Origin of the sequence: Streptomyces sp. ME02-8801-2C (assembly GCF_033793965.1) — a bacterium.
In the GTDB taxonomy this organism is placed as follows: Bacteria; Actinomycetota; Actinomycetes; order Streptomycetales; family Streptomycetaceae; genus Streptomyces.
Window position 1 is genome coordinate 166984 of record NZ_JARAXP010000009.1, and the last position, 23189, is coordinate 190172.

At 70.3% G+C, this 23189-nt stretch carries 22 protein-coding genes; 14 read left to right on the forward strand and 8 right to left on the reverse strand.

The genetic code is table 11. The features are described from left to right. Nucleotides 1-17: 17 nt before the first annotated feature. The gene (locus PV396_RS29270; RefSeq protein WP_319209710.1) at nt 18-1175 is read left to right on the forward strand and encodes a D-alanine--D-alanine ligase family protein; all 1158 of its coding nucleotides are present in this window, start codon (nt 18-20) and stop codon (nt 1173-1175) included. A 79-nt stretch (nt 1176-1254) separates the two neighbouring features. Here the strand turns inward: PV396_RS29270 and PV396_RS29275 are convergent, their stop codons facing one another. Together PV396_RS29275 and PV396_RS29280 are read right to left on the reverse strand one after the other, a co-directional pair. Continuing rightward, entirely contained in the window at nt 1255-1755 is a 501-nt protein-coding gene (locus PV396_RS29275) for a DUF3515 domain-containing protein (RefSeq protein WP_319209714.1), read from the reverse strand. 20 nt (nt 1756-1775) lie between these two features. Further along, nucleotides 1776-2009, reverse strand: coding sequence for an Lrp/AsnC family transcriptional regulator (locus tag PV396_RS29280; RefSeq protein WP_006376792.1), 234 nt, complete (start codon nt 2007-2009; stop codon nt 1776-1778). A gap of 221 nt (nt 2010-2230) precedes the next feature. Between PV396_RS29280 and PV396_RS29285 the strand changes: the two genes are divergently transcribed. Next, complete coding sequence (locus PV396_RS29285; RefSeq protein ID WP_319209716.1) at nt 2231-3196, forward strand: thiamine-phosphate kinase; 966 nt, start codon at nt 2231-2233, stop codon at nt 3194-3196. Continuing rightward, entirely contained in the window at nt 3193-3984 is a 792-nt protein-coding gene (thiD, locus tag PV396_RS29290; protein WP_319209719.1) for a bifunctional hydroxymethylpyrimidine kinase/phosphomethylpyrimidine kinase, read from the forward strand. Before PV396_RS29285 ends, thiD begins: the two co-directional genes overlap by 4 nt. An 89-nt stretch (nt 3985-4073) precedes the next feature. On the opposite strand, the gene rpmB is transcribed toward thiD, so the two are convergent. Beyond that, on the reverse strand, nt 4074-4259 hold the full coding sequence (gene rpmB, locus PV396_RS29295) for a 50S ribosomal protein L28 (protein ID WP_004924906.1): 186 nt from the start codon (nt 4257-4259) through the stop codon (nt 4074-4076). Between the two features lie 274 nt (nt 4260-4533). On the opposite strand from rpmB, the gene PV396_RS29300 reads away from it, so the two are divergent. Then, nucleotides 4534-6249: a DAK2 domain-containing protein gene (locus tag PV396_RS29300; protein ID WP_319209936.1), complete on the forward strand. Its 1716-nt coding sequence runs from the start codon at nt 4534-4536 to the stop codon at nt 6247-6249. A 190-nt stretch (nt 6250-6439) separates the two neighbouring features. Here the strand turns inward: PV396_RS29300 and PV396_RS29305 are convergent, their stop codons facing one another. The 3 genes from PV396_RS29305 to PV396_RS29315 all read right to left on the reverse strand — a co-directional run bounded on the left by PV396_RS29305 (nt 6440) and on the right by PV396_RS29315 (nt 12588). Continuing rightward, nucleotides 6440-7663, reverse strand: a complete 1224-nt coding sequence (locus PV396_RS29305) for an IS4 family transposase (RefSeq protein ID WP_319209721.1) — start codon at nt 7661-7663, stop codon at nt 6440-6442. A 132-nt stretch (nt 7664-7795) separates the two neighbouring features. Then, nucleotides 7796-10738, reverse strand: a complete 2943-nt coding sequence (locus tag PV396_RS29310; RefSeq protein ID WP_319209723.1) for a tetratricopeptide repeat protein — start codon at nt 10736-10738, stop codon at nt 7796-7798. After that, nucleotides 10735-12588: an HSP90 family protein gene (locus tag PV396_RS29315; protein ID WP_319209725.1), complete on the reverse strand. Its 1854-nt coding sequence runs from the start codon at nt 12586-12588 to the stop codon at nt 10735-10737. Before PV396_RS29315 ends, PV396_RS29310 begins: the two co-directional genes overlap by 4 nt. A gap of 171 nt (nt 12589-12759) precedes the next feature. Here PV396_RS29315 and recG point away from each other — a divergent pair, with 171 nt between their 5' ends. From recG to mutM, 8 genes are all read left to right on the forward strand, one after another. Beyond that, nucleotides 12760-14988, forward strand: coding sequence for an ATP-dependent DNA helicase RecG (gene recG / locus PV396_RS29320; protein WP_319209727.1), 2229 nt, complete (start codon nt 12760-12762; stop codon nt 14986-14988). Nucleotides 14989-15194: 206 nt separating this feature from the next. Continuing rightward, nucleotides 15195-15779, forward strand: coding sequence for a 16S rRNA (guanine(966)-N(2))-methyltransferase RsmD (rsmD, locus tag PV396_RS29325; RefSeq protein WP_319209729.1), 585 nt, complete (start codon nt 15195-15197; stop codon nt 15777-15779). A 26-nt stretch (nt 15780-15805) separates the two neighbouring features. Continuing rightward, nucleotides 15806-16285, forward strand: coding sequence for a pantetheine-phosphate adenylyltransferase (coaD, locus tag PV396_RS29330; RefSeq protein WP_319209938.1), 480 nt, complete (start codon nt 15806-15808; stop codon nt 16283-16285). 91 nt (nt 16286-16376) lie between these two features. Then, nucleotides 16377-17441: a cell division initiation protein gene (locus PV396_RS29335; RefSeq protein WP_319209732.1), complete on the forward strand. Its 1065-nt coding sequence runs from the start codon at nt 16377-16379 to the stop codon at nt 17439-17441. 128 nt (nt 17442-17569) lie between these two features. After that, complete coding sequence (locus tag PV396_RS29340) at nt 17570-18220, forward strand: YceD family protein (protein ID WP_319209735.1); 651 nt, start codon at nt 17570-17572, stop codon at nt 18218-18220. 2 nt (nt 18221-18222) lie between these two features. Further along, entirely contained in the window at nt 18223-18396 is a 174-nt protein-coding gene (rpmF, locus tag PV396_RS29345) for a 50S ribosomal protein L32 (RefSeq protein WP_007493396.1), read from the forward strand. 19 nt (nt 18397-18415) lie between these two features. After that, nucleotides 18416-19252, forward strand: coding sequence for a ribonuclease III (gene rnc, locus PV396_RS29350; protein ID WP_416071499.1), 837 nt, complete (start codon nt 18416-18418; stop codon nt 19250-19252). Nucleotides 19253-19382: 130 nt separating this feature from the next. Beyond that, nucleotides 19383-20243 carry a bifunctional DNA-formamidopyrimidine glycosylase/DNA-(apurinic or apyrimidinic site) lyase gene (gene mutM, locus PV396_RS29355; protein WP_319209741.1) on the forward strand — a complete coding sequence of 287 codons (861 nt, stop codon included), beginning with the start codon at nt 19383-19385 and terminating at the stop codon, nt 20241-20243. A gap of 14 nt (nt 20244-20257) precedes the next feature. Here the strand turns inward: mutM and PV396_RS29360 are convergent, their stop codons facing one another. Both PV396_RS29360 and PV396_RS29365 read right to left on the reverse strand, forming a co-directional pair. After that, nucleotides 20258-20653: a winged helix-turn-helix transcriptional regulator gene (locus PV396_RS29360; RefSeq protein ID WP_416071500.1), complete on the reverse strand. Its 396-nt coding sequence runs from the start codon at nt 20651-20653 to the stop codon at nt 20258-20260. A gap of 101 nt (nt 20654-20754) precedes the next feature. Further along, nucleotides 20755-21954: a CAP domain-containing protein gene (locus PV396_RS29365; protein WP_319209744.1), complete on the reverse strand. Its 1200-nt coding sequence runs from the start codon at nt 21952-21954 to the stop codon at nt 20755-20757. A gap of 142 nt (nt 21955-22096) precedes the next feature. On the opposite strand from PV396_RS29365, the gene PV396_RS29370 reads away from it, so the two are divergent. Together PV396_RS29370 and PV396_RS29375 are read left to right on the forward strand one after the other, a co-directional pair. After that, nucleotides 22097-22378, forward strand: coding sequence for an acylphosphatase (locus PV396_RS29370; protein WP_319209746.1), 282 nt, complete (start codon nt 22097-22099; stop codon nt 22376-22378). 392 nt (nt 22379-22770) lie between these two features. Next, complete coding sequence (locus tag PV396_RS29375; RefSeq protein ID WP_079659246.1) at nt 22771-22974, forward strand: hypothetical protein; 204 nt, start codon at nt 22771-22773, stop codon at nt 22972-22974. Nucleotides 22975-23189: the final 215 nt, after the last annotated feature.

The window sequence follows — 23189 nt, forward strand, 5'->3', positions numbered from 1 at the left end:
GGTACCCTCAACCCGATATGAGCACCGAGAACCTCCCCCAGAGCCCCGAGCAGCCGTCCCGCAAGCCGCGCGTGGCCGTCGTATTCGGCGGTCGCAGCTCCGAACACGGGATCTCCGTGGTCACCGCCGGCGCCGTGCTGCGTGCCATCGACCGGACGAAGTACGACGTCCTGCCGATCGGCATCACCCAGGACGGCCGCTGGGCGCTCACCGCGGACGAACCGGAACGCATGGCGATCGTCGACCGCAAGGCGCCGAACGTCGACCAGCTCGCCGAGTCGGACGAGGGCGGTGTGGTGCTCTCCGTCGATCCCGCCAACCGCGAAGTCGTCTACAGCGAACCGGGATCGGTGCCCAAGGCGCTCGGCGAGGTGGACGTCGTCTTCCCCGTCCTGCACGGCCCCTACGGCGAGGACGGCACCCTCCAGGGCCTGCTGGAGCTCTCCGGTGTCCCGTACGTCGGCGCGGGCGTGCTCGCCTCGGCCGTCGGCCAGGACAAGGAGTACATGAAGCGCGTGTTCACCTCGTTCGGGCTCAAGGTGGGGCCGTACGTGGTGATCCGGCCGCGTGAGTGGGAGCGCGACGAGCCGTCGGCCCGCAAGAAGATCATCGACTTCGCCGGCGAGCACGGCTGGCCGCTGTTCGTGAAGCCCGCGCGCGCGGGATCCTCGTTCGGCATCACCAAGGTCGACGAGCTGGGCGGCCTCGACGAGGCGATCGCCGAGGCCCAGCGCCACGACCCGAAGATCATCGTCGAGGCCGCGCTGCGCGGGCGCGAGATCGAGTGCGGGGTGCTGGAGTTCGAGGACGGCCCGCGTGCCTCCGTACCCGCGGAGATCCCGCCCGTGCAGTCGCACGCGTTCTACGACTTCGAGGCCAAGTACATCGACTCGGCCGACGGCATCGTCCCGGCCCCCCTCACCGAGGACCAGACGGCGGAGGTCCGCCGCCTCGCGGTCGAGGCCTTCGACGCGGCGTCCTGCGAGGGCCTGGTCCGCGCGGACTTCTTCCTCACGGAGGAGGGCGAGTTCGTCATCAACGAGATCAACACGATGCCGGGCTTCACCCCGATCTCCATGTACCCGAGGATGTGGGAAGCGACGGGCGTCGGCTACCCCGAGCTGGTGGACAGGCTGGTACAGGCGGCGCTGCGCCGTTCAACAGGGTTGCGGTGAGATTCCCAGGGGCGCGGGGAACTGCGCGACAAGCCACAACGCACCGGCACCCGACAACGCAACAAAGCCCCTACGGCGCTTAGTTGGCAATCCCTTCAGGAACCGTCTTCTTGATAGCGGCAGCCAGATCAACCAGCGCCCCCGACGTGTCCCGCCCAGACGGAACCGTCAGCTCCACATAGGCGAGCCGCGACGAGGTGGTGAAGCGGGAGGACCCGTCGTCCTCCTGCTCCATCAGCCACCCGACCCCGTTCACCTCCCCGCCGACCGCCTTCGGATCGGACCCCAGGGCGACCTTGGGGTCCGTCATCTTGCGCGGCCGTACGACACCGCAGCGCAGTATGATCGCCGGGCTGCCCCAGCCCGCGGTCAGTGCGGACCGGGGCTCGGGGTCGTCGCGGCTCAGGCCGTCCACCTTCGCCGGCAGCGCCCTGTCCAGGTTCCGGCACAGCTTCGTGGTCTTCCCGTCCGGCACGGGAACCGTGACTCGGGCGCTGTCGTCTGCTGAGGAGCAGCCCGTGACGACGATCAACAGGGCGAGCACGGGCAGCGCGAACGGCCGGGGACGGAAGAAGTTCACCGGCACAGGGTAGACGGGGGCTACAGGTGCACCACCGGGCAGGTCAGAGTGCGGGTGATGCCGTCCACTTGCTGGACTTTCGCCACCACCATGCGGCCGAGGTCGTCCACGGTGTCGGCCTGCGCGCGCACGATCACGTCGTACGGTCCTGTCACGTCCTCGGCCTGGGTCACCCCCGGGATCTTGCTGATCGTCTCGGCGACGGTCGACGCTTTGCCGACCTCCGTCTGGATCAGGATGTACGCCTGTACCACGGAACCTCCAGGGCGGCCACGAGGATCATGTGGGGAAAAGGAACGCCACGGTATCGCGTCGCCGCGCGCCTAGGGGAGACCCTCGGCGACCGCGGCACCCGCACCGGGGTGCGTACGCAGCACAGGTTGACGGTCACCTCGACCGTACAGAGGCCGACGGGGCCTCGCGACCGGGCAAGGGCAGCAACGGGGACGACAGCACCAGAAGGGGACGTACGACTATGAAGGGCACTGTGGGCGAACTGGGGGAGTTCGGGCTCATCAGGGAGCTCACCTCCCGGCTCACCACCACCCCGGCGGTCCGGGTCGGCCCCGGCGACGACGCCGCCGTGGTCGCCGCGCCCGACCGCAGGGTCGTGGCGAGCACCGACATCCTCCTCGAGGGGCGGCACTTCCGCCGTGACTGGTCCACCGCGTACGACGTGGGCCGCAAGGCGGCTGCCCAGAACCTCGCGGACATCGCCGCCATGGGCGCCGTACCGACCGCGCTGCTGCTCGGCCTGGTCGTCCCCGCCGAACTCCCGGTCACCTGGCCCACCGAACTGATGGACGGCCTGCGTGACGAGTGCCAGGTCGCGGGCGCCGCGGTGGTCGGCGGCGATGTCGTACGGGGGGACACGATCGTCGTCTCGATCACCGCACTCGGTGATCTGCGCAACCACGAGCCGGTCATCCGGGGCGGCGCCCGGCCCGGTGACGTCGTCGCCGTGACGGGCTGGCTGGGCTGGTCGGCGGCCGGGCACGCGGTGCTCTCGCGCGGTTTCCGCTCGCCTCGCGCCTTCGTCGAGGCCCATCGCAGACCCGAGCCGCCGTACCATGCGGGCCCGGCGGCGGCCGGCCTCGGCGCGACCGCCATGTGCGATGTGAGCGACGGGCTGATCGCCGACCTCGGCCACATCGCGGAGGCCAGCAAGGTCCGTATCGACATCAGGTCGGGCGCGATCGACATTCCCTCCCAGATGAACGACATCGGGCAGGCCGTCGGCGTCGACGCCATGCAGTGGGTGCTCACCGGCGGCGAGGACCACGCGATCGTGGCGACCTTCCCGCCGGACGTGAAGCTGCCCGCACGCTGGAAGGTGATCGGCGAGGTCCTCAACCCCTCGGCGCTGCCCCAGGTGACGGTCGACGGGGCGCCGTGGACCAGCAAGGGCGGCTGGGACCACTTCGCGGACATCGAGTCGTGACCGCGCTGCCAAGGGTCCTCACGGTCGCGGGCTCCGACTCCGGCGGCGGCGCGGGAATCCAGGCCGACCTGAAGACGATGCTGGCGCTCGGCGTGCACGGCATGAGCGTGCTCACGGCCGTCACCGCGCAGAACTCCCTCGGCGTACAGGGCGCCTGGGAACTGCCGGTGGAGGCGGTACGGGCCCAGTACCGCAGCGTCGTCGACGACATCGGCGTGAGCGCGGTGAAGACCGGGATGCTCGCCTCGGCCGAACTGGTCGAGGCGGTCGCCGAGTTGATCTCGGCGACGGACGTTCCGACGGTCGTCGACCCGGTGGGCGTCTCCAAGCATGGTGACCCGCTGCTGGCCGCGTCCGCACTGGAATCCGTACGGACCCTCCTGCTGCCGGTGGCGACCGTCGCCACCCCGAACCTCGACGAAGTGGCCCAGCTCACGGGCGTACGGGTCGAGTCGGAGGGGCAGCTGCGCGAGGCGGCGGCCGCTGTGCTGGCGTACGGGCCGCGGTGGGTGCTGATCAAGGGCGGGCATCTGCCCGGCGACGCCGTGGACCTGCTCACGGACGGATCCGAGGAGCACTGGCTGCGCGCCCCGCGCCATGACAACCGGCATACGCACGGTACGGGCTGCACGCTGGCGTCGGCGGTCGCGGCGGAGCTGGCGAAGGGCGAGTCGGTGCCGGCGGCGGTGGCGGCGGCGAAGGAGTACGTCACCGGGGCGATCGCGGCCGGGTTCGCGCTCGGGGGCGGGATCGGGCCGGTGGACCACGGGTGGCGGTGGCGTACCTAGATACTGCCCTGGGTACGGCAAAAAGCCGGTCCACCGAGGTGGACCGGCTCTGAGCAGCGAACCAGCAGTGGCCGCGCGCTAGCGAATCGTCAGCGCGAGACCTTGCCGGCCTTGATGCACGAGGTGCAAGCGTTCACGCGCTTCGGCGTCCCACCGACCACGGTACGTACGCGCTGGATGTTCGGGTTCCAGCGACGGGGCGTACGGCGGTGCGAGTGGGAGATGTTGTTGCCGAAGCCCGGCCCCTTGCCGCAGACGTCGCAGTTGGCAGCCACGGGTCACTCCAAAGACTTCAGATGCTCTTACGGGTTGATCCCGGCATGCCGGGTCAGGATCGTAGGATCTGAGTGGCGCTGCCAGGGGAAGGCCCGATGTGGAAGACCATCGTGGATGGTCGTCTCGATCGGGCAACCGGAGCAGCATACAACGACTGCGCCAGTACAACGAAACTACCATGGCTGCTCAGGGCCCCGGGCCACCCGCCATTCACCCGTGATCCACCTCGGGGTCTACGCTGCGTGCCACGTCCAGCAGCTCAAGGAGGCGCAGGTGCCGCAGGTGCCGCAGACATTCTTCGATGCTCTCGCGGTACGCACCTGGTGCGCACTCGCGCTGGCCGCGCTCGGGCGGGCGCGCGAGGAGATCGACGCGATCAATGTCTACCCGGTCGCCGACGGGGACACCGGCACCAACCTGTATCTGACGCTGGAGTCGGCGTGCGCGGCCGTCGAGGCGGCCTTCGCCGGGCACGGCACCGGGACGGGAGCGGCGGGTACCGCCGGGATGCCGACGCTCGCCGACGCGGCCCGGGCGATGGCGCACGGGGCGCTGATAGGGGCCCGCGGCAACTCCGGCACGATCCTGGCGCAGCTGCTGCGCGGCATGGCCCAGGTGCTGTCCGCCGAGGAGGACGGGGAGAGCGCCGGCATCGACGGCTCCGGGCTCTGTCTGGCCCTGGGGCGCGCGGCCGACGCCGCCCGGCAGGCGGTGGCCCACCCGGTCGAGGGCACGGTCCTCACGGTCGCCTCGGCCGCCGCCGACGCGGCGAAGGAGGTGGAGGGCGACTGCGGGACGGTGGCCAGAGCCGCGTACGAGGGTGCGTCGGCCGCGTTGGCGGCCACCCCGGGGCAGCTGGCCGTCCTGGGGCGCGCGGGCGTCGTCGACGCGGGCGGGCGGGGGCTGGTGACCGTCCTCGGGGCGCTGGTGGAGACGTTCAAGGGGGAGGCGCCGGGGGGTGGGGGAGGCGCGGGGGCCGCACCACGCGTGCGCGTGCCGGCTCGGGCGGAGCCGGTTGAGGCCCCGGCCGGCGACGGACCGGACGAGTGCGGGGACCCGGCCTCCGGGCCCGCCTTCGAGGTCATCTACCTCCTGGATGCCGAGGACGCGGCCGTCGGGCGCCTCCGCGAGCGGCTCGACCGGCTCGGGGACTCGCTCGTGGTGGTCGGGGGCGACGGGCTGTGGAACGTCCATGTCCATGTCGACGACGCCGGCGCCGCCGTGGAGGCGGGCGTGGAGGCGGGACGGCCGCACCGGATCCGGATCACGCACTTCGGGATCGGCGACGTGCACACCGGCGGCGTCGGCCGGCCGGCTCGGGAGCGGGTGCAGCGGGCCGTCGTCGCCGTCGTCCCGGGGGAGGGGCTCGCCGGGCTGTACGGCGAGGCCGGCGCCACCACCGTGCTCGCGCGACCCGGGGAGCCGCCCGCGAGCGGGGAACTCGTCGAGGCCGTACGGCGGGCACACGCGCGCGAGATCGTGCTGCTGCCCAACGACGCCGACCTGCGCCACACCGCCGCCGCGGCGGCCGAACAGGCCCGCTCGGAGGGTATCCGCGTCGCTTTGATCCCGACGCGCTCGGCGGTCCAGGGCATCGCGGCACTAGCCGTGCACGAGCCGGAACGCCGGTTCGACGAGGACGTCGTCGCGATGACCTCCGCGGCGGGGGCGACGCGGTACGCCGAACTCGCCGTCGCGGAGCGCCAGTCCTGGACGATGGCCGGGATCTGTCAAGCCGGTGACGTCCTCGGCCTCATCGACGGCGATGTCGCCGTGATCGGGTCCGATGTCACGGCCACCGCGGAGGCCGTGATCGACCGGATGCTTCAGGCCGGGGGTGAGATGGTCACGCTTGTTCTTGGTGACGAGGCGCCGGAGGCGATTGCGGGGCATCTGGAAGGGCGGGTTCGGGAGGGGTATCTGGCGGTCGACACGGTGGTGTATCGGGGGGGTCGGCAGGGGGCGTTGTTGCTCATCGGGGTGGAGTGAACGAGGTTTTTCGCCCCCGCCGCCCCTACCCGTCCCTCCCCCAGAGGGGGTCCCCCCAATGCCGTTGCTTTAGTGGTTGTGCCATCGGTGGTTCAGGGTGACGACGACCGGCGGGCGGCGGCTGCTGGCGGGTTCGCCTGGGGCTTTGATGGCGTATCCGGTAATGCAGGAGCGGATCCTGCGGGGGCAGTCACGTGATCTCCGGCGAGGTAGAAGGCTGCGGCCGATCTCGTTGAGTCCGAGGCGACGGTCTCTGCTGCGGGCCGAGGGGGGAAAAGCCACTCGGTGAGATCACCGAGCGGCGGACGACATGCAGGGCCCGGGTGAACGAGGTCCGCTCGGCGGTGCTGCGGTGCGGGCGGGCGGCCTCGTCCAGCAGGTCCCGGGTGGCGTGGTGCACGATCAAGTGCGCGTAGATCTCCTGCCGGACGCCGTCCGGTGTCTGTGACCTGAGGACCGGCCGGCCGCGTTGGTGGGTCTTGATCTCGTCGAAGACGAGCTCGATCTCCCAGCGGCGGGAGTACAGGACGGCAAGTTCGTCGGCCGGGTACTTCTCATGGTCGGTCAGGCTGGTGATCAGCCGGACAATATCGGCCTGCCCGTCGACGCGGTACTCGATCACCCGGACCAGGGCCGCGGGCGCCTTCACGGTTTTGGCCGCCTTGGTGTGCTTGTTCGCCTCGATCCGCGCGAGGTAGCTGCCGTCGGGAAGAACGTCCTGGACACGGCGGGCCTTGCGCCGCTCGATCCGCCACAACAGGTGTGTGCCCTGGTTGCGGAGCCGGTGCCGGCGGGCCAGACCCCACAGGCCCCGGTCTGCCAGTAACAGAGTGCCGGCTCCGGCATGGGCGTCCAGAGCGTCGGAGACGATGCGCTCGGAATCCTTGAACCCGCCGATCACCGCGTCCAGGACCGCGTGCGAGGAGCACTCGGCCACCGCGACCACCCTGGCCTGCGGATAGCCCATCGGACTGCGCTGGGAGCCGGACTTGCCGAAGGCGTCGTTGTTTGCCGCAGAGTCGGGCACGGCCAGCAGCATCCCGTCCAGGGCCAGCACCCGCAGCCCGCGAAACAGCTCACCGTCCGCGCCCAGCGGGCGGGCCACGGACCGGAACAGTTCCCGCATCACCGGCCAGCCGAGCCGCTGCCGGGCCCTGGTCAGCGACGACTTGTTCACCCCGGACCAGGACCGCAGCCCTTGATCGCCGGTCTTCACCAGACGCAAAACTTCCAAGTAGTCGGCCTGCGGGAACAAACACATCGCCAGCACGAAATACACCGTGAACCGGGCAGACAGCAGACGACGGCGCTTCTCCGAGCACCCCGTCTCACCCACCACCCGGTCCACCAGCTCAGGCGGACACGACCGAGTCAGGACCCCCAGCCCCAGCCGCTCCAGACGGGATATCAACACATCGCTTCAACCGACCAACCCCGCCAAAAGCAACGGCATTGGGGGGAACCCCACTGGGGGTTGTGCCCCCAGACCCCCCTTTCGGCCCTGAACGGGCCTTGTCCTCAAACGCCGGACGGGCTGGATGGTGACCTAGTCGGTTTCCTGTTCTTCCATCAGTTGGAGCATTTGCTCCGCCTCTGCGCGGCGGGACTCTGCTTCGTCGTCGGAGTCTTCGTAGGGCTCGTACGCCTTCAGTACTCCTCGCGCGCGTGCCGCCGCCTCCGAGGGGCGGCTCAGGTCCGCCTCCAGCCAGCCTGCGGCCAGTTCGGCGCCGGTGCGGCCGTGGAGGCCCTCCTCGCCCAGGGAGGAGAACACGGCGATCGCCTTCGTCATCTGGGCGAGTGCCGACTCGAACGCGGCCTCGATCGCGCCGTCCTCGGCGTCCTCCGCTGCGGAGCGGGCCAGCAGGTCGCCGAACTGGCGGTGGGTGTGGGCCAGTTCGGCGCCGAGCCGCTCGCGGGACTCCAGGTCCTCCGCCTCGGACAGGGCCCGCGCGCACTCGCGGACCGCGTCCGACATCCGTTGCCTGGCCCCGTCGAGGCCCGCCTCCATGCGCAGCGCCAGCCACGCGCGGGCGCGCAGGGCTCGCACCAGGCCGTGCACATTGCCCAGCGAGTCCCACAGGTCGCCGGCGCGTTCGTAGGCCTGGTCGGCCTCGGCGGGCAGCCCCGCCAGGCCGAGCGACTCGGCGGCGAGGTGGGCGAGGGTCGCGTGGTCCTGCTGCTCGGGCCAGTGCCGGGCGATCTCCGCGGCCTTGAGGCGACGTTCGGCCGATGCGCGGTGCTCGCCCAGCTCGCCCAGACAGTCGCCGAGCCACCACAGGGTCTGTACGACCGCCCCGTCGCCGTGTGTCTCGGTGCCGAGGTCGGGCAGCGCCGACTCCAGCACCTCGGCAGCCTCTGCCCACCGGCCCTGCCGCAGCAGGAAACCGCCGAGCAGATGCCGGGCCCAGGCGCCCAGGGTCGGGCCCTCGCCCGCCTCGTCGGCCCAGTGCGCGGCCTCCAGGGCGCGGTCCGCCGCCTCGGCGACCTCGTCGCGCGCCCCGAGGATCTCGGCGAGCTGCAGGTTGAGCTGGGCCTGGCCCGCCGCCTCCAGATACGCCCCGCCGTGCTCCAGGGCTCCGCGCAGCGCCCGCTCGGCGCCCGCGATGTCACCGAGGTGGTGGGCCAGACCGGCCAGCCTGGCCTCGTACTCCACCGCGAACCACGGCAACCCCGCCGCGACGAACGCCTCCGTGGACCGGGTGAACAGCTCCGCGGCCCCCGCCAGGTCCCCGGTGCGTGTCGCCAGTTCGCCGAGCATGGCCTGTGCCTCCGCGCCACGTGAGGCGAGCCGCACGTCGTCCCCGGCATGGCCGTCCACGAGCGCCAGCAGCTCCCGTACGGCGTTCTCGGCGGCGGCCAGGGTCTGCTCGGTGCCGGTCTCCTCGACCTGGCGCATGAGGATGCGGGCGCGTCCCATCAGGACGGCCGCGGCCTGCCGTACGCCGGTGCCCTCGTCGGAGTAGAGCGCGAGGACCTCCTCGTACGGCTCGCAGACGGCGGTCAGGGCCGCGTCGATGTCGCCGTCCTGGGCACGCGCGTACGCGGCGCGGGCGCGGGCGGCCAGGGCCTCGCCGGGGTCGCCCGCCTCGGCGTACAGCTCGGCGGCCCGCTCGAAGAGCGCGATGCCCTCGGGGCCGCCCTCCATGGCCCTGTGATCGACGATCTCCGCCCGGTCGGCCGCAGGTAGCTCCACGTCCTCGGCGGCCCGCCAGACGGCCGCCCACGCCTCCATCGCGTGCGGAAGCAGCGCGTCCGACATCCGGCGCGCCTCGGCGAGCAGCGCGGGCAGGCCGCCGGGGGCGTCGGCCGGTCTCGCCGCCGTGTCCGGGACCGGCGTGGACTGCGCGGGAGCCCTGCGGGGCGACGGGACCCCCCGCGCCGCCCGTACGCCCAACGGCAGCCGGTCCACCAGGGGAGCCTGGTCCATGCGCGCGCGTACGCCCTCGCCGACGCACGACGTGCCGTTGCGCACGTCGAAGCGCGCGGACAGGGAAAGGGCCTCCTCGCGCGCGTGGACGGCGAGTTCGCGGGCGGTCCAGGCGCGGCCGGCCGGCCCGGGCACCGACTGCTCGCCCATGCCCAGACCGGTCAGCCGGTCCATGAGCAGGGTCACCGCGGCCAGATAGTCCATCCGGCTGCGCGGCTGCCCGGAGTCCGTGAAGTACGCCGGACGCTCCGCGAGGAGTTCGAGCCCGCGCGCCTCGTTGCCGGTCAGCGCGCAGAACTCCACGTGGTCCGCGTACGCGCCCCGCATGCTCTCCATGGGCCGCACCAGCCGGAAACCGCGCAGATGGTGCGCGCGCGCCTCGTCCAGGCGGTCCAGGCGCAGCAGCGGCGCCAGGGAGGACGCCAGGACGGTGTGCGGTTCGTGGGCGCACGTGAACTCGCCCTCCAGGACCGGCCGCCACAGGTCCAGCGCCTCGGCGTCCGCGCCCCGCTCGGCCTGCCACCAGCCCTGGCTGTGCAGTTCGCAGGCGTGGCAGTCGGCCATGCTGTCGCGGTCGGCGGCCAGCCAGGCGGCGTACGCCCGTTCGGCCCGCGCCAGGTCACCGACATGGGCGGCCACACTGAACTCGGCGCTGCGCACGGCCCGTTCGGAGTGTCCCGCGAGCCGGTAGCGGTGCTCCATCTCGCCGAGCCACTTCTCGATGGAGGCCAGCGGTATGTGCGGCTGGTCCAGCATGCCCGTGGTCATCCACTTGAAGACCCAGTGCAGCGTGTGGGCCTCGTACTCGTCGAAGTCCTCGGGCCGCTCGTCCCACATGCGCAGCAGACGCGCGAAGGGGACGAACATCCGGTCCTTCTCGGAGCTGTAGTTGTACGCCTTCAGCTGGTGGCCGAGCGCCTCGATCACGGCGAGCGGGATGTTCAGCTTCTCGGCCTCGGCCAGCAGCTGCTCCGCGCGCGCGTTGCGGGCCGGGCCCTCCGGCTGCTCCGAGTTCAGCGCCATGGCCTCGCGGAGCGTGTCGAAGTCCTTGATCTCGCTCATCGCCGGCCGTCCTCCGTGGGCTCCGTGGGATCGCTGTGGGTGGCCCACTCCAGGAGGCCGATGAACGCACGGTTCAACAGCGCGGAGTCCGCGGGCCGCAGCGGGCGCTGCGCCATGAGCAGAGCCTGCCCGTACAAGGACTCCGTGGCGGTGCCGATCAGTTCCGGGTCGTCCAGGGAACTGATTTTCCGGATCAGCGGGTTGAGATGGTTGAGCACAAGACGCGCGCGCGGGGCGCTGCCCCGCAGTGAGCCGAGGATGCCGGCCCACAGGTCGTCGGCCTGTTCCTCGGCGTCCGCGCGCGCCTGCTCGTGCCGGGCGGCCCGGTCGTCCAGATGCAGCGCGGGCACGGACAGCGGGTGGAAGGCGCGCAGGACGACATCGCACCCCAGGGGGTCGAGTTTGGCGCGCGCGGCCCCCAGGAAGGCCGCCAGGGCCAGCTCCTCGGCCGGGTCGACCGTGTCCAGGTGCGCGGTCACGGTGTCGGCGTCCAGCTCGGAGACCGCGGTCCCCGGGCGCACCGACGGCAGCGCCTCGATCAGCTCACTGTCGTACGTGTAGCCGCCGTTGACGACGCCGACGCCCTGCGCGGACGCGATGGGCGCGACCTGCCGGAACTCCTCCACGGTCCGCGTGAAGTGCACCACCGGGTGCCGCCCCGCGAACTCCTCCAGGGACAGCTGCCCGTCGGTCGTCTCGAAGGGAAGCCACGGCAGCATCGTGCGCAGCATCTCCTTGTCGTGCCTGGCCAGGGACTTGACCCCCAGGTGGTGCACCGACAGGAACGCGGCCAGCCGCTCCGGATCCCCGGCGGCGAGCCCGGTCAGCCAGGAGCGAATCCTTTCGCCCAGCGCCTCCCGTACGGCGGCCAGCGTCTCGTCCTCGTACAGCGACTCGCGCGAGGCCGTCGGCCGCAGACTGTCGGTGTCGAGCACGCACCGCACGAAGAACGCCCAGTCGGGCAACAGCTGTTCGGCCCGCTCGGTGAGCAGCATGCCCTTCAGATGCACCCGGTGACTCGCGCGCTGCGCCGGACTCACCGAGGACGGCAGGACGTACGCCACCCCGCGAATCCCGGCGAGCGGCACATCCAGGTCGATCGAGTCCAGCGGAGTGAATCCGAACAGGTCGTGACAGTGCCGCTGCAGGGCCACCCTTCGGGTGGCGGGCGACGGATACGGACGGTTCCAGGGCGCCGGCAGATCGGTGACCGCCTCGTCGCCCACCCGCACGTCGTACGGCAGCAGCGACCCGAAGTCCCGGGCCAGCGCCAGCACCCGCTCCTCGGTGAGCCACTCGGCCGCCCCGGGCCGCGCCACCAGGTGCACGGTCGTGCCCGGTTCGGGCCTGGCCTCGCCGGGCAGCGTCCGCACGGTGTACGAACCGTCGTCCGCGGCCGTCCACTCCACCGGCGGGGCATCCGGTGTACGGGCGCTGCGGCTGACGACGCGGATCCGCTCGGCCACGACGAAACAGGCCAGCAGCCCGATGCCGAACTGGCCGAGGAACTCCGAGCGCGCTTCCTGGATGCCACCGGGGTCCGACCGCTTCGAACTGCGGCCGATGGTCGCGAGGAGGTTGTGCACGTCCGCCTCGGTGAGACCGACCCCGGAGTCCTCGACCCGCAGGGTGCCGCCCTCCGCGTACAGCCGTACCCGCGCGGGGGCGTCGGGCTGTTCGGCGGTCCGGGCGGTGATCGCGTCCACGGCGTTCTGCAGCAGCTCTCGCAGATAGACCCGGGGACTGGAGTAGAGGTGATGGGAGAGCAGGTCCACGAGGCCGCGCAGGTCGACCTGGAACGTGTGCGGTGACTGGGATGCCTGGGATGACTGTGAGGTCTGGGAGTCCATCGTCGCAGCGCCGGAGGGGGGACCAGGTTCTGGCGTCGGCGCGGGGTCGGGCGGTCCCGGTGAGGCGGTGACCGCGGGGGATGGCCGGGCGCGCCATCCTAGGCCCGGAACGAGCCGTCTGACCAGCGGATTCCCAGTACATATACGGCAATGTCAGTGGCGTGGTGTGCAATGGATCTCGTGCCCGCACTGGAAGAACCACTGAAACAACCGCTGAAGTCAGTGCTCGGCCCCGCCACCGCGAAGGTGATGGCCGAGCATCTCGGCCTGCACACCGTCGGCGACCTCCTGCACCACTATCCGCGCAGATACGAGGAGCGGGGCCAGCTCACCCAGCTGGCCGAACTCCCCATGGACGAGCACGTGACGGTGGTCGCCCAGGTGGCCGACGCCCGCCTGCACACCTTCGCGTCCTCGAAAGCCCCCCGGGGCAAGGGCCAGCGCCTCGAAGTGACCATCACGGACGGCAGCGGCCGGCTCCAACTGGTCTTCTTCGGCCACGGAGTCCACAAACCCCACAAGGAACTCCTCCCCGGCACCCGCGCCCTGTTCGCCGGAAAGGTCTCGGTCTTCAACCGTCGCCTGCAACTGGCCCATCCGGCGTACGAGTTGCTGCGCGGCGACACCGACGAGGCGGCGGAGACGGTCGATTCCTGGGCGGGCGCCCTGATTCCGATGTACCCGGCCACGGCGAAGCTGGAGTCCTGGAAGATCGCCAAGTCGGTGCAGACGGTCCTGCCCAGCGCCCAGGAGGCCGTCGACCCCCTGCCCCCCTCGCTCCGTGAGGGCAGGGGCCTGGCCACCCTCCCCGAGGCCCTGCTGAAGATCCACCGCCCGCACACCAAGGCGGACATCGAGGACGCGCGCACCCGCCTCAAGTGGGACGAGGCGTTCGTCCTCCAGGTCGCCCTGGCCCGCCGCCGCCACGCCGACGCCCAACTCCCGGCGATCCCGCGCAGACCGAGCCCGGACGGCCTGCTCACCGCCTTCGACGCGAAACTGCCCTTCACCCTCACCCAGGGCCAGCAGAAGGTCTCCAAGGAGATCTTCGACGACCTCGCGGCCGAACACCCGATGCACCGGCTGCTGCAGGGCGAGGTGGGGTCGGGGAAGACGATGGTGGCCCTGCGCGCCATGCTCGCCGTCGTCGACGCGGGCGGGCAGGCCGCGATGCTCGCGCCCACCGAGGTGCTCGCCCAGCAGCACCACCGGTCGATCACCGAGATGATGGGGGAGTTGGCGGAGGGCGGGATGCTCGGCGGCGCCGACAAGGCCACCAAGGTGGTCCTCCTGACCGGCTCCATGGGCACCGCCGCCCGCCGACAGGCCCTGCTCGACCTCGTCACCGGTGAGGCGGGCCTGGTGATCGGCACGCACGCGCTGATCGAGGACAAGGTCCAGTTCCACGACCTCGGGCTGGTCGTCGTCGACGAACAGCACCGCTTCGGCGTCGAACAGCGCGACGCCCTGCGCGGCAAGGGCAAACAGCCCCCGCACCTCCTCGTCATGACGGCCACACCCATTCCGCGCACGGTCGCCATGACGGTCTTCGGCGACCTGGAGACATCCGTCCTGGACCAGCTCCCGGCGGGCCGCTCGCCGATCGCCAGCCATGTCGTCCCGGCCGCCGACAAGCCGCACTTCCTGGCACGCGCGTGGGAACGCGTACGCGAGGAGGTCGGCAACGGCCATCAGGCGTACGTGGTCTGCCCACGGATCGGTGACGAGGAGGACGACCCGAAGAAGGCCGGGAAGAAGAAGTCCCCCGAGGACGAGGCCGAGAAGCGCCCGCCGCTCGCCGTCGTGGAGGTGGCCGAGCAACTCACCCGGGGGCCACTCCAGGGGCTCAGGGTCGAGATCCTGCACGGCCGTATGCACCCCGACGACAAGGACGCCGTGATGCGCCGCTTCGCCGTCGGCGAGACGGACGTCCTGGTGGCGACCACGGTCATCGAGGTCGGCGTCAACGTGCCCAATGCCACCGTCATGGTGATCATGGACGCCGACCGTTTCGGCGTCTCCCAGCTCCACCAGCTCCGGGGACGCGTCGGCCGTGGCTCGGCCGCCGGCCTCTGCCTCCTGGTCAGCGAGATGCCCGAGGCGAGCGCGGCCCGCCAGCGCCTCAACTCCGTGGCCGCCACCCTCGACGGCTTCGAACTGTCCCGCATCGACCTCGAACAACGCCGCGAGGGCGACGTCCTGGGCCAGGCCCAGTCCGGCGCCCGCACCTCCCTGCGAATGCTCACCGTCATCGACGACGAGGAGATCATCGCGGAGGCAAGGGAAGAGGCGGCAGCCGTCGTAGCGGCTGATCCCGAACTGGAGAACCTCCCGGGCCTGCGCACGGCGCTTGACGCCTTGCTGGACGAGGAGAGGGAACAGTATTTGGACAAGGGCTGACGCACGTCGTCCCCACCTTGCCCCCGTCCTGACCTCGGCCTGTCCCCGGCCTGAGGGGCTGCCCCGCAGGGGCACCCCTCAGGGGCGCGGGGAACTGCGCGACCAGCCCCCACCGGCCCGCAGTCGCCAACACCACACCACACCCCCACCCCCTCCTGCGAAACTGGACCCGCAACCACCCCACGGCCACGGACAAGGACCCCCAGATGACCCGCGTGATCGCCGGCACAGCCGGCGGACGACGCCTAGCCGTCCCGCCGGGCACCGGCACACGCCCCACCTCCGACCGCGCCCGAGAGGCCCTCTTCTCCACCTGGCAGTCCCTCCTCGGCGGCCCCCTGGACGGCGAACGCGTCCTCGACCTCTACGCCGGCTCCGGCGCCGTCGGCCTGGAGGCGCTCAGCCGCGGCGCCGGCCACACCCTGCTCGTGGAGGCCGACGCCCGTGCCGCCCGCGTCGTCCGCGAGAACGTGAAGGCGCTGGGGCTGCCCGGAGCCGAGGTCAGGGCCGGCAAGGCGGAGCAGGTCGTTCAGACGGCGTCCACCCAGCCGTACGACATCGTCTTTCTCGACCCGCCGTACGCCGTCCTGGACGACGATCTTCGGGAGATCCTGCTCACACTCCGGGCCGGGGGCTGGCTCGCGGCCGAAGCCCTCGTCACCGTGGAGCGCAGCACCAGAGGCGGTGAATTCCGGTGGCCGGACGGCTTCGAAGCGCTCCGGTCCCGTCGCTACGGCGAGGGAACGTTTTGGTACGGTCGCGCCGCCTCAACGTGCGAAGACGCACGATGACCGGACCGGAGAGCGAGGGATCACTAGTGCGCCGCGCCGTCTGTCCCGGGTCGTTCGACCCGATCACCAACGGACACCTCGACATCATTTCCCGCGCCTCCCGTCTGTACGACGAGGTCTATGTCGCGGTCATGATCAACAAATCCAAGAAGGGCCTCTTCGAGGTCGACGAACGGATCGACCTGATCCGCCAGGTCACCGCCGAGTTCGGGAATGTACGGGTGGAGTCCTTCCACGGCCTCCTCGTCGACTTCTGCAAGCAGCGCGAGATCCCGGCCATCGTCAAGGGCCTGCGCGCTGTCAGCGACTTCGACTACGAACTCCAGATGGCCCAGATGAACAACGGGCTGTCCGGCGTCGAGACGCTCTTCGTGCCGACCAACCCCACCTACAGCTTCCTCTCCTCCTCTCTCGTCAAGGAGGTCGCCGCCTGGGGCGGGGACGTCTCCCACCTCGTGCCGCCACTCGTCCTGGAAGCCCTCGACGAACGCCTCAAGAAGGACTGACAAACCGTCACTCGGTGTCGGGCGGGTCGGCAGGAGTCGTACAGTCGACCCGTCCGTCTTCATCACAGCTGTAGAGAGTGGCGAGCACACGGTGGACGTGCAGAAGAAGCTCGACGAGATCGTCTCCTCGGTCTCCAGTGCCCGGTCGATGCCCATGTCGGCCTCGTGCGTGGTCAACCGCGCCGAACTGCTCGCGATGCTGGAGGAGGTGCGCGCGGCACTGCCCGGCTCCCTCGCACAGGCGCAGGAGCTGATCGGCGACCGGGAACAGCTGGTCGAGCAGGCCCGCCAGGAGGCCGACCGCATCATCCGGACCGCGCACGACGAGCGCGGCTCCCTGATCTCCGACACGGAGGTCGCCCGCCGCTCCCAGAACGAGGCCGACCGCATCCTCGCCGAGGCCCGCAAGGAGGCCGAGGACGTCCGCGCCGAGGCCGACGACTACGTCGACTCCAAGCTCGCCAACTTCGAGGTCGTCCTCACCAAGACCCTCGGCTCGGTCGGCCGGGGCCGCGAGAAGCTGCTCGGCACCGGTCCCGGCCTCGACGACCAGGGATACGAGGACGAGGACGCCCCCGAGCGCAGCCTCGACCCCGAGACCCTGCGCCTCAACGCCGACAAATACGTCGACGTGAAGCTCGGCGCCTTCGAGGCGGTCCTCGCCAAGACCCTGGAGGCGGTCGGCCGCGGCCGGCAGACCCTGCACGGCCGTATCGCCACAGACGACCTCGGCGCCCTCGGCCAGGACGACGACGGCAACCCCAGGCAGCACACCAGCGACGCCGACTACCTGGCCGACCTCGCCGCCGTCTCGGACACCCCCGCGCAGCAGCCCCGCGCGGCGGAGATCCCGGCCCAGCAGCAGTACGGCCGGCAGGACCAGTACGGCTACCAACAGCCCGCCGACCCCTACGGCGGCTACCAGCAGGCGTACGCCCAGCAGCAGGACCCGTACGGCTACCAGTCGGCCGATCCCTACGCCTACCAGGGCTACGACGGCTCACAGGCCGCCTACGACCCCGCCCAGGGTCAGCAGGAGTACGCCCAGCCCGAGCAGCCGCAGCCGCAGGCCCTCGACGAGACCAGTCTCTTCGACACCAGCATGATCAGCGCCGAGCAGCTGCGCGCCTACGAGCAGGGGCGCGGCGGGCAGTAACGCCCGCACCGGGGCCGGATTGGGCCGTGGGCGGAAGGTCCAGTATCCTGGCTCTTCGGTCGCATGTACCTCCGCGATCAACGCTGCCCGGAAGACGAGCAGCTGAGCATCGAAGATCGAAAGCAGGAATGGCTCTGAACGCCCGCCTCGACCACCGCAACCCTCTTGTGTTCGACACACACGAGCTGGGGCGGCGTCCTGGCGCGCTGCAGCGCCTGACCCGTGAGATCGACGCTCCCAAGGATTTCGGGATCCAGGGAGTCATCGGAGTGCCGGAAGGCGCGCCGGTGGAGCTCGAACTCCGTCTGGAGTCGGTCATGGAAGGTGTGCTTGTCACAGGCACCGCCCGTGCACGGGCCAAGGGGGAGTGCGTAAGGTGTCTGGAGCCGCTCGAGCAGGAGCTCGAAGCGGAATTCCAGGAGATGTTCTCGTACCCTGACGCCGACGACCGGGGCCGTGTGACAGCGGAGCCGGCCGACGACGCCGAGGAAGACGAGGACATGCTCTTCATCGAGGACGGCTTGTTCGACCTCGAACCCGTGCTGCGTGATGCGGTGGTGCTCGCACTACCGATGCAGCCGGTGTGCCAGGACGACTGTCCCGGTCTGTGCTCCGAGTGCGGGGCCCGGCTGGCGGACGAACCGGGCCACCACCATGACGCCGTCGACATCCGTTGGGCGGCACTGCAGGGACTCGCAGGTTCACTCGAACCCGGCGAGAAGGACGAGATCAGCGGCGCCGAAGCGGAAGCGGGCGTCGACGAGAAGCAGGAGAAGTAGCCGTGGCTGTTCCGAAGCGGAAGATGTCGCGCAGCAACACGCGCCACCGCCGGTCGCAGTGGAAGGCTGCGGTCCCCACCCTGGTTGCGTGCGAGCGCTGCCACGAGCCCAAGCTGCAGCACATCGCGTGCCCGTCTTGCGGCACTTACAACAAGCGCCAGGTCCTCGAGGTCTGAGCGGCCGGTGAGAGGCTCCATGTCTGACGCCCAGGCGGACTCGACCGCCAAGAAAAAGGCGGACACGGCCTCGTCCCACACGCTTCTGGAAGGGCGGCTCGGCTACCAGCTCGAGTCCGCCCTTCTGGTGCGTGCACTGACCCACCGTTCGTACGCGTACGAGAACGGCGGTCTGCCCACCAACGAACGGCTGGAGTTCCTCGGGGACTCCGTGCTCGGCCTGGTGGTCACGGACACGCTGTACCGCACCCACCCCGACCTCCCAGAAGGCCAGTTGGCCAAGCTGCGGGCCGCGGTGGTCAACTCTCGTGCGCTCGCGGAGGTGGGCCGCGGGCTCGAACTCGGCTCCTTCATCCGGCTCGGCCGGGGCGAAGAGGGCACGGGCGGGCGGGACAAGGCGTCCATCCTCGCCGACACCCTCGAAGCGGTGATCGGCGCTGTCTATCTCGACCAGGGTCTCGACGCGGCGGGCGAACTCGTCCACCGTCTCTTCGACCCGCTGATCGAGAAGTCCTCGAACCTCGGTGCCGGCCTGGACTGGAAGACCAGTCTCCAGGAGCTCACCGCGACCGAGGGACTCGGTGTCCCCGAGTACCTGGTCACGGAGACGGGACCGGACCACGAGAAGACCTTCACAGCTGCCGCCCGCGTCGGAGGCGTCTCGTACGGCACCGGCACCGGCCGCAGCAAGAAGGAGGCGGAGCAGCAGGCCGCGGAATCGGCCTGGCGTTCCATCCGTGCGGATGCGGATGAGCGTGCGAAGGCCGCTGCCGCGGAGGCTGTGGCTGAGCTCGCGGCCGAGGCCGCGGTGCCTGTCGAGGAGGACGCCGAGGCGTCTTCCTCCACGTCTGCCTGAGGTTGCGTGCACCAGTGCTTGTCCCTGGCGGGACGGGCACTGGTGTTTTCGGTTGTTCTTTGGCCGCGGGTCCGTTGTAGCTTGTCGCGCGGTTCCCCGCGCCCCTCAAAGCTAAAAGCAGGGGGTTTCCATGCCGGAGTTGCCTGAAGTCGAGGTCGTACGGCGGGGGCTGGCTCGGTGGGTTGCTCAGCGCACCGTGGCCGACGCCGAGGTGTTGCATCCTCGGGCCGTGCGGCGGCATGTCGCCGGGCCGGATGACTTCGCGCATCGGCTCAAGGGGCATCGCATCGGTACGCCCAGTCGGCGTGGGAAGTATCTGTGGCTGCCGTTGGAAGACACGGGGCAGTCGGTGCTCGCGCATCTCGGGATGAGTGGGCAGCTGCTGGTGCAGCCGCACGAAGCCGTCGACGAGAAGCATCTGCGGATTCGCGTACGGTTCGCCGACGACCTCTCCACCGAGCTGCGCTTCGTCGACCAACGCACCTTCGGCGGACTGTCGTTGCACGACAACACCCCCGACGGACTGCCCGACGTCATCGCCCACATCGCGCGCGACCCCCTCGACCCGCTGTTCGACGACGAGGCCTTCCACCAGGCGCTGCGCCGGAAGCGCACAACCATCAAACGGGCCCTGCTCGACCAGTCGTTGATCAGCGGCGTCGGCAACATCTACGCGGACGAGGCCCTTTGGCGTTCCCGCGTCCACTACGAACGTCCGACCGCGGGCTTCACCCGTCCCCGCACGGCCGAACTCCTCGGCCACGTACGGGATGTGATGAACTCGGCGCTGGCAGTGGGCGGGACCAGCTTCGACAGTCTGTATGTCAACGTCAACGGCGAATCGGGGTACTTCGACCGCTCCCTCGACGCCTATGGGCGTGAGGGGCTGCCCTGCAAACGCTGTGGGACGCCGATGTTCCGCCGCCCCTGGATGAACAGGTCCAGTTACTTCTGCCCGAAGTGCCAGCGGGCGCCGCGTCCTTCGCCCTAGGCGACGGGCGGTTCCTACCGGCGGGCGGTACGCGTCTCGTCGTACCTCATGCGTGCTTCCAGTACGGAGTCCATGCGGCCCTCCACGAAGTGGATGAGCGCCAGGAGGCGTTCGGCGATCTCATGGCCCAGCGGGGTCAGCTCGTAGTCCACGCGGGGCGGGTTCGTCGGCTGGGCCTCGCGGTGGACCAGGCCGTCGCGCTCGAGAGCCTGGAGGGTCTGGGAGAGCATCTTCTCGCTCACACCGTCGACGCGACGGCGCAGCTCGTTGAAGCGGAGCGAGCCTTCCTGCAGGGCGCCGAGTGTGAGCGCTCCCCAGCGGCCGGTGACGTGCTCCAGCGTGCCGCGTGAGGGGCAGGCCTTGGCGAACACGTCGTAGGGGAGGTGCTGCTCCTCCATGGTGTTCATCATGACCCCAGGGTACGCCAGTGCAGCGCTGACTTGAAGATTGCGCTAACCGATAGTTAGTGCAATCTACAGTTCGCGCCTGGGGTCGGGCCCCGGTTACCGGGTCAGTAGCCGAAGTCCTGGGTCCACCAGGGGCCGCCCGAGCCGAAGTGGACACCCACCCCCAGCGTCTTGAAATCGCAGTTCAGGATGTTCGCCTTGTGGCCGGGGCTGTTCATCCAGGCCTCCATCACCGCAGCCGCGTCCGCCTGGCCCCGGGCGATGTTCTCGCCGCCGAGGTCGGTGATGCCGGCCTTGTCCGCCCGGTCCCAGGGGGAGCGGCCGTCGGGGTCGGTGTGGTCGAAGAAGTCCCGGGCGGCCATGTCCGCGCTGAACGCCTCCGCCAGATCCTGCAGCGCGCTGTTCGCGGACACCGCGCTGCAGCCCACCTTCGCCCGCTCCTCGTTGACGAGCTTGAGCACCTCCGCCTCGGCGGCGGCCTGCGCGGACACCGTGATCGGTGCCGAGGACTGCTGCCTCGCCTTCGACTTCGTCGGTGTGGGCGTCGGTGTCGGGGTGGGCGTGGCCTTCGGAGCTTCGGGGGGCGTGACCGCCGACTTCTTCGGCGGAGCCTTGGTCGCCGGGGTCGCCGACGCGGTGGACTGTGAGGGGGACGCGGACGGCGAGGAAGGGGACGGCGAGGAGGAGGACGACGAGGACGGGGCCGAGGTGTCGCGATTCGCGTCGCGGCTCGTCGACGTGCCGCTCTCGCGGTTGTCGTCGGCGTTCCCGGACGTACCGCCCTGCTGTATCTCGTCGTTCGTCGGGCTGTCCGCGGCCTGCACCTTGTCGCCGCTGCCGCCACCGCCGATCGCGTACTTGTCGCCGCCGGGCAGCACACCCGTGGCGACCGCGACGGTACCCAGGGCGACCGCGGCCGAGACGCCGAGCAGGCCTGTGCGGACCGGCATGGACGAGCGCTTCTTGCGACGCCGACGGCTGCCGCCGGCGGCCCGCCCGTCGAGAGGGCCGTCACTGTCGAACGCCGAGTGGGTGCCGGAGCCGTCCGGGGCGAAGAGGTAGGCGTCACTCCTCGCGTAGGCGTCGGTCTCGGCCTCGGGGTGCAGATACGGGGCGATGCCCACCGTGGTGGGCGCGTCCTCCCACAACGTGCTGTAGGCGGTGTGAGGCGTGTGCGGGACCGGGGAGTCGTACGGCCCGTGGCCGGATCCGTGACTTCCCGTGTCCGAATCGTATGGTTCCGTGACCCCCGTGGCGCGACCCTTGGCGGCGCTTCCGGCGGCGGAGCGTCGGTGGCGTCCCATGTTGTGGCCTTCCTCGTCCGTGCGGTCAGGGTTACTCACTCGAACGGGTGAGTTTCATATGAGATTCGTTGGGTGGGGACGGTACCCCATGGCGCAAGAGGAGGAAGTGCTCAGAGAGACATTGGCCCGTTAGCGTGCATCCATGAACGAGGATGTACGACTGGTCGTCTGGGTGCGTGGACGCGTCCAGGGCGTGGGTTTCCGCTGGTTCACGCGGGCGCGGGCCCTGGAGATCGGGGGCCTGAGTGGTTTTGCTCTCAATTTGGACGACGGACGTGTGCAAGTGGTCGCGGAGGGCACACGGGAGGGCTGCGAGGGACTCCTCGACTGGCTGCGCGGTGACGACACGCCCGGCCGCGTGGACGGTGTCACCGAGATCTGGGACACACCTCGGCGGATCTACGACGGCTTCGCCATCCGCTGAGCCGGTTCTGTAAAGCGGCCCAGGCAGCGGCCCCCGGACATGCCAGGCGCACCTGTCCGCAGCAGAAACGGGCAGGTGGTTGCCAAGAAGCGCAGGTCGTGGCAGGCTCCGCAGAAACCGCTTGTCGCCACGTCCTCGGGACCCGCAGGAGCCGCAGCGCCGCCCGCCAGGGGCCGCGCGCCCCCGGGCCGCCCGCCAATACGGGGCGTGATCGTGTTGACCGTCAAACTTTTTGGTGAGACGCTGAAAGCCCCGCGCACCTTAGCTGTTTGGCATGTAAGAACGGCAGCACGAACGCCACCAAGAACTCCATAGTGCCAAGCATCGCGGGTGCGATTCCCTCACGACCCACACCGCTTCGGTCGGTCACTCAGTGTGGAGGACCATCCATCATGGCAAAGGCGCTTCTCGGTTACGTCGGCGGCTCCGACCCGCGACTCCTCGCCGAGATGCGACGGCTCCAGCAGCGCGTCCAGGACCTGGAATCCGAGCTCGGACGTATCCAGGCGGAGAACGACGCACTGACGGCTGCCGCTTCTCACGACTCGCTTCTCGAGAGCATCGACGCACGCCAGGCGGAGCCCGCGCTCACCTGATCCCTGCATCGGTAACGCACTGCATCAGCACTGCGCATCGCACATGACCCACAGTGGTTGAGCTGCCCGTGTCAACCGCTGCGTGTCAGAGTTTGGCCAGAGTATTGCAAGGGACGCCTCGGCGTCCCTTCTTTATTTGTCGAGTGGGCCTCCCCAAGTTCTCCACTCTTCTTAACGTCTGATGTGCCCTGCACGTTCATCGGTGAAACCGCCGG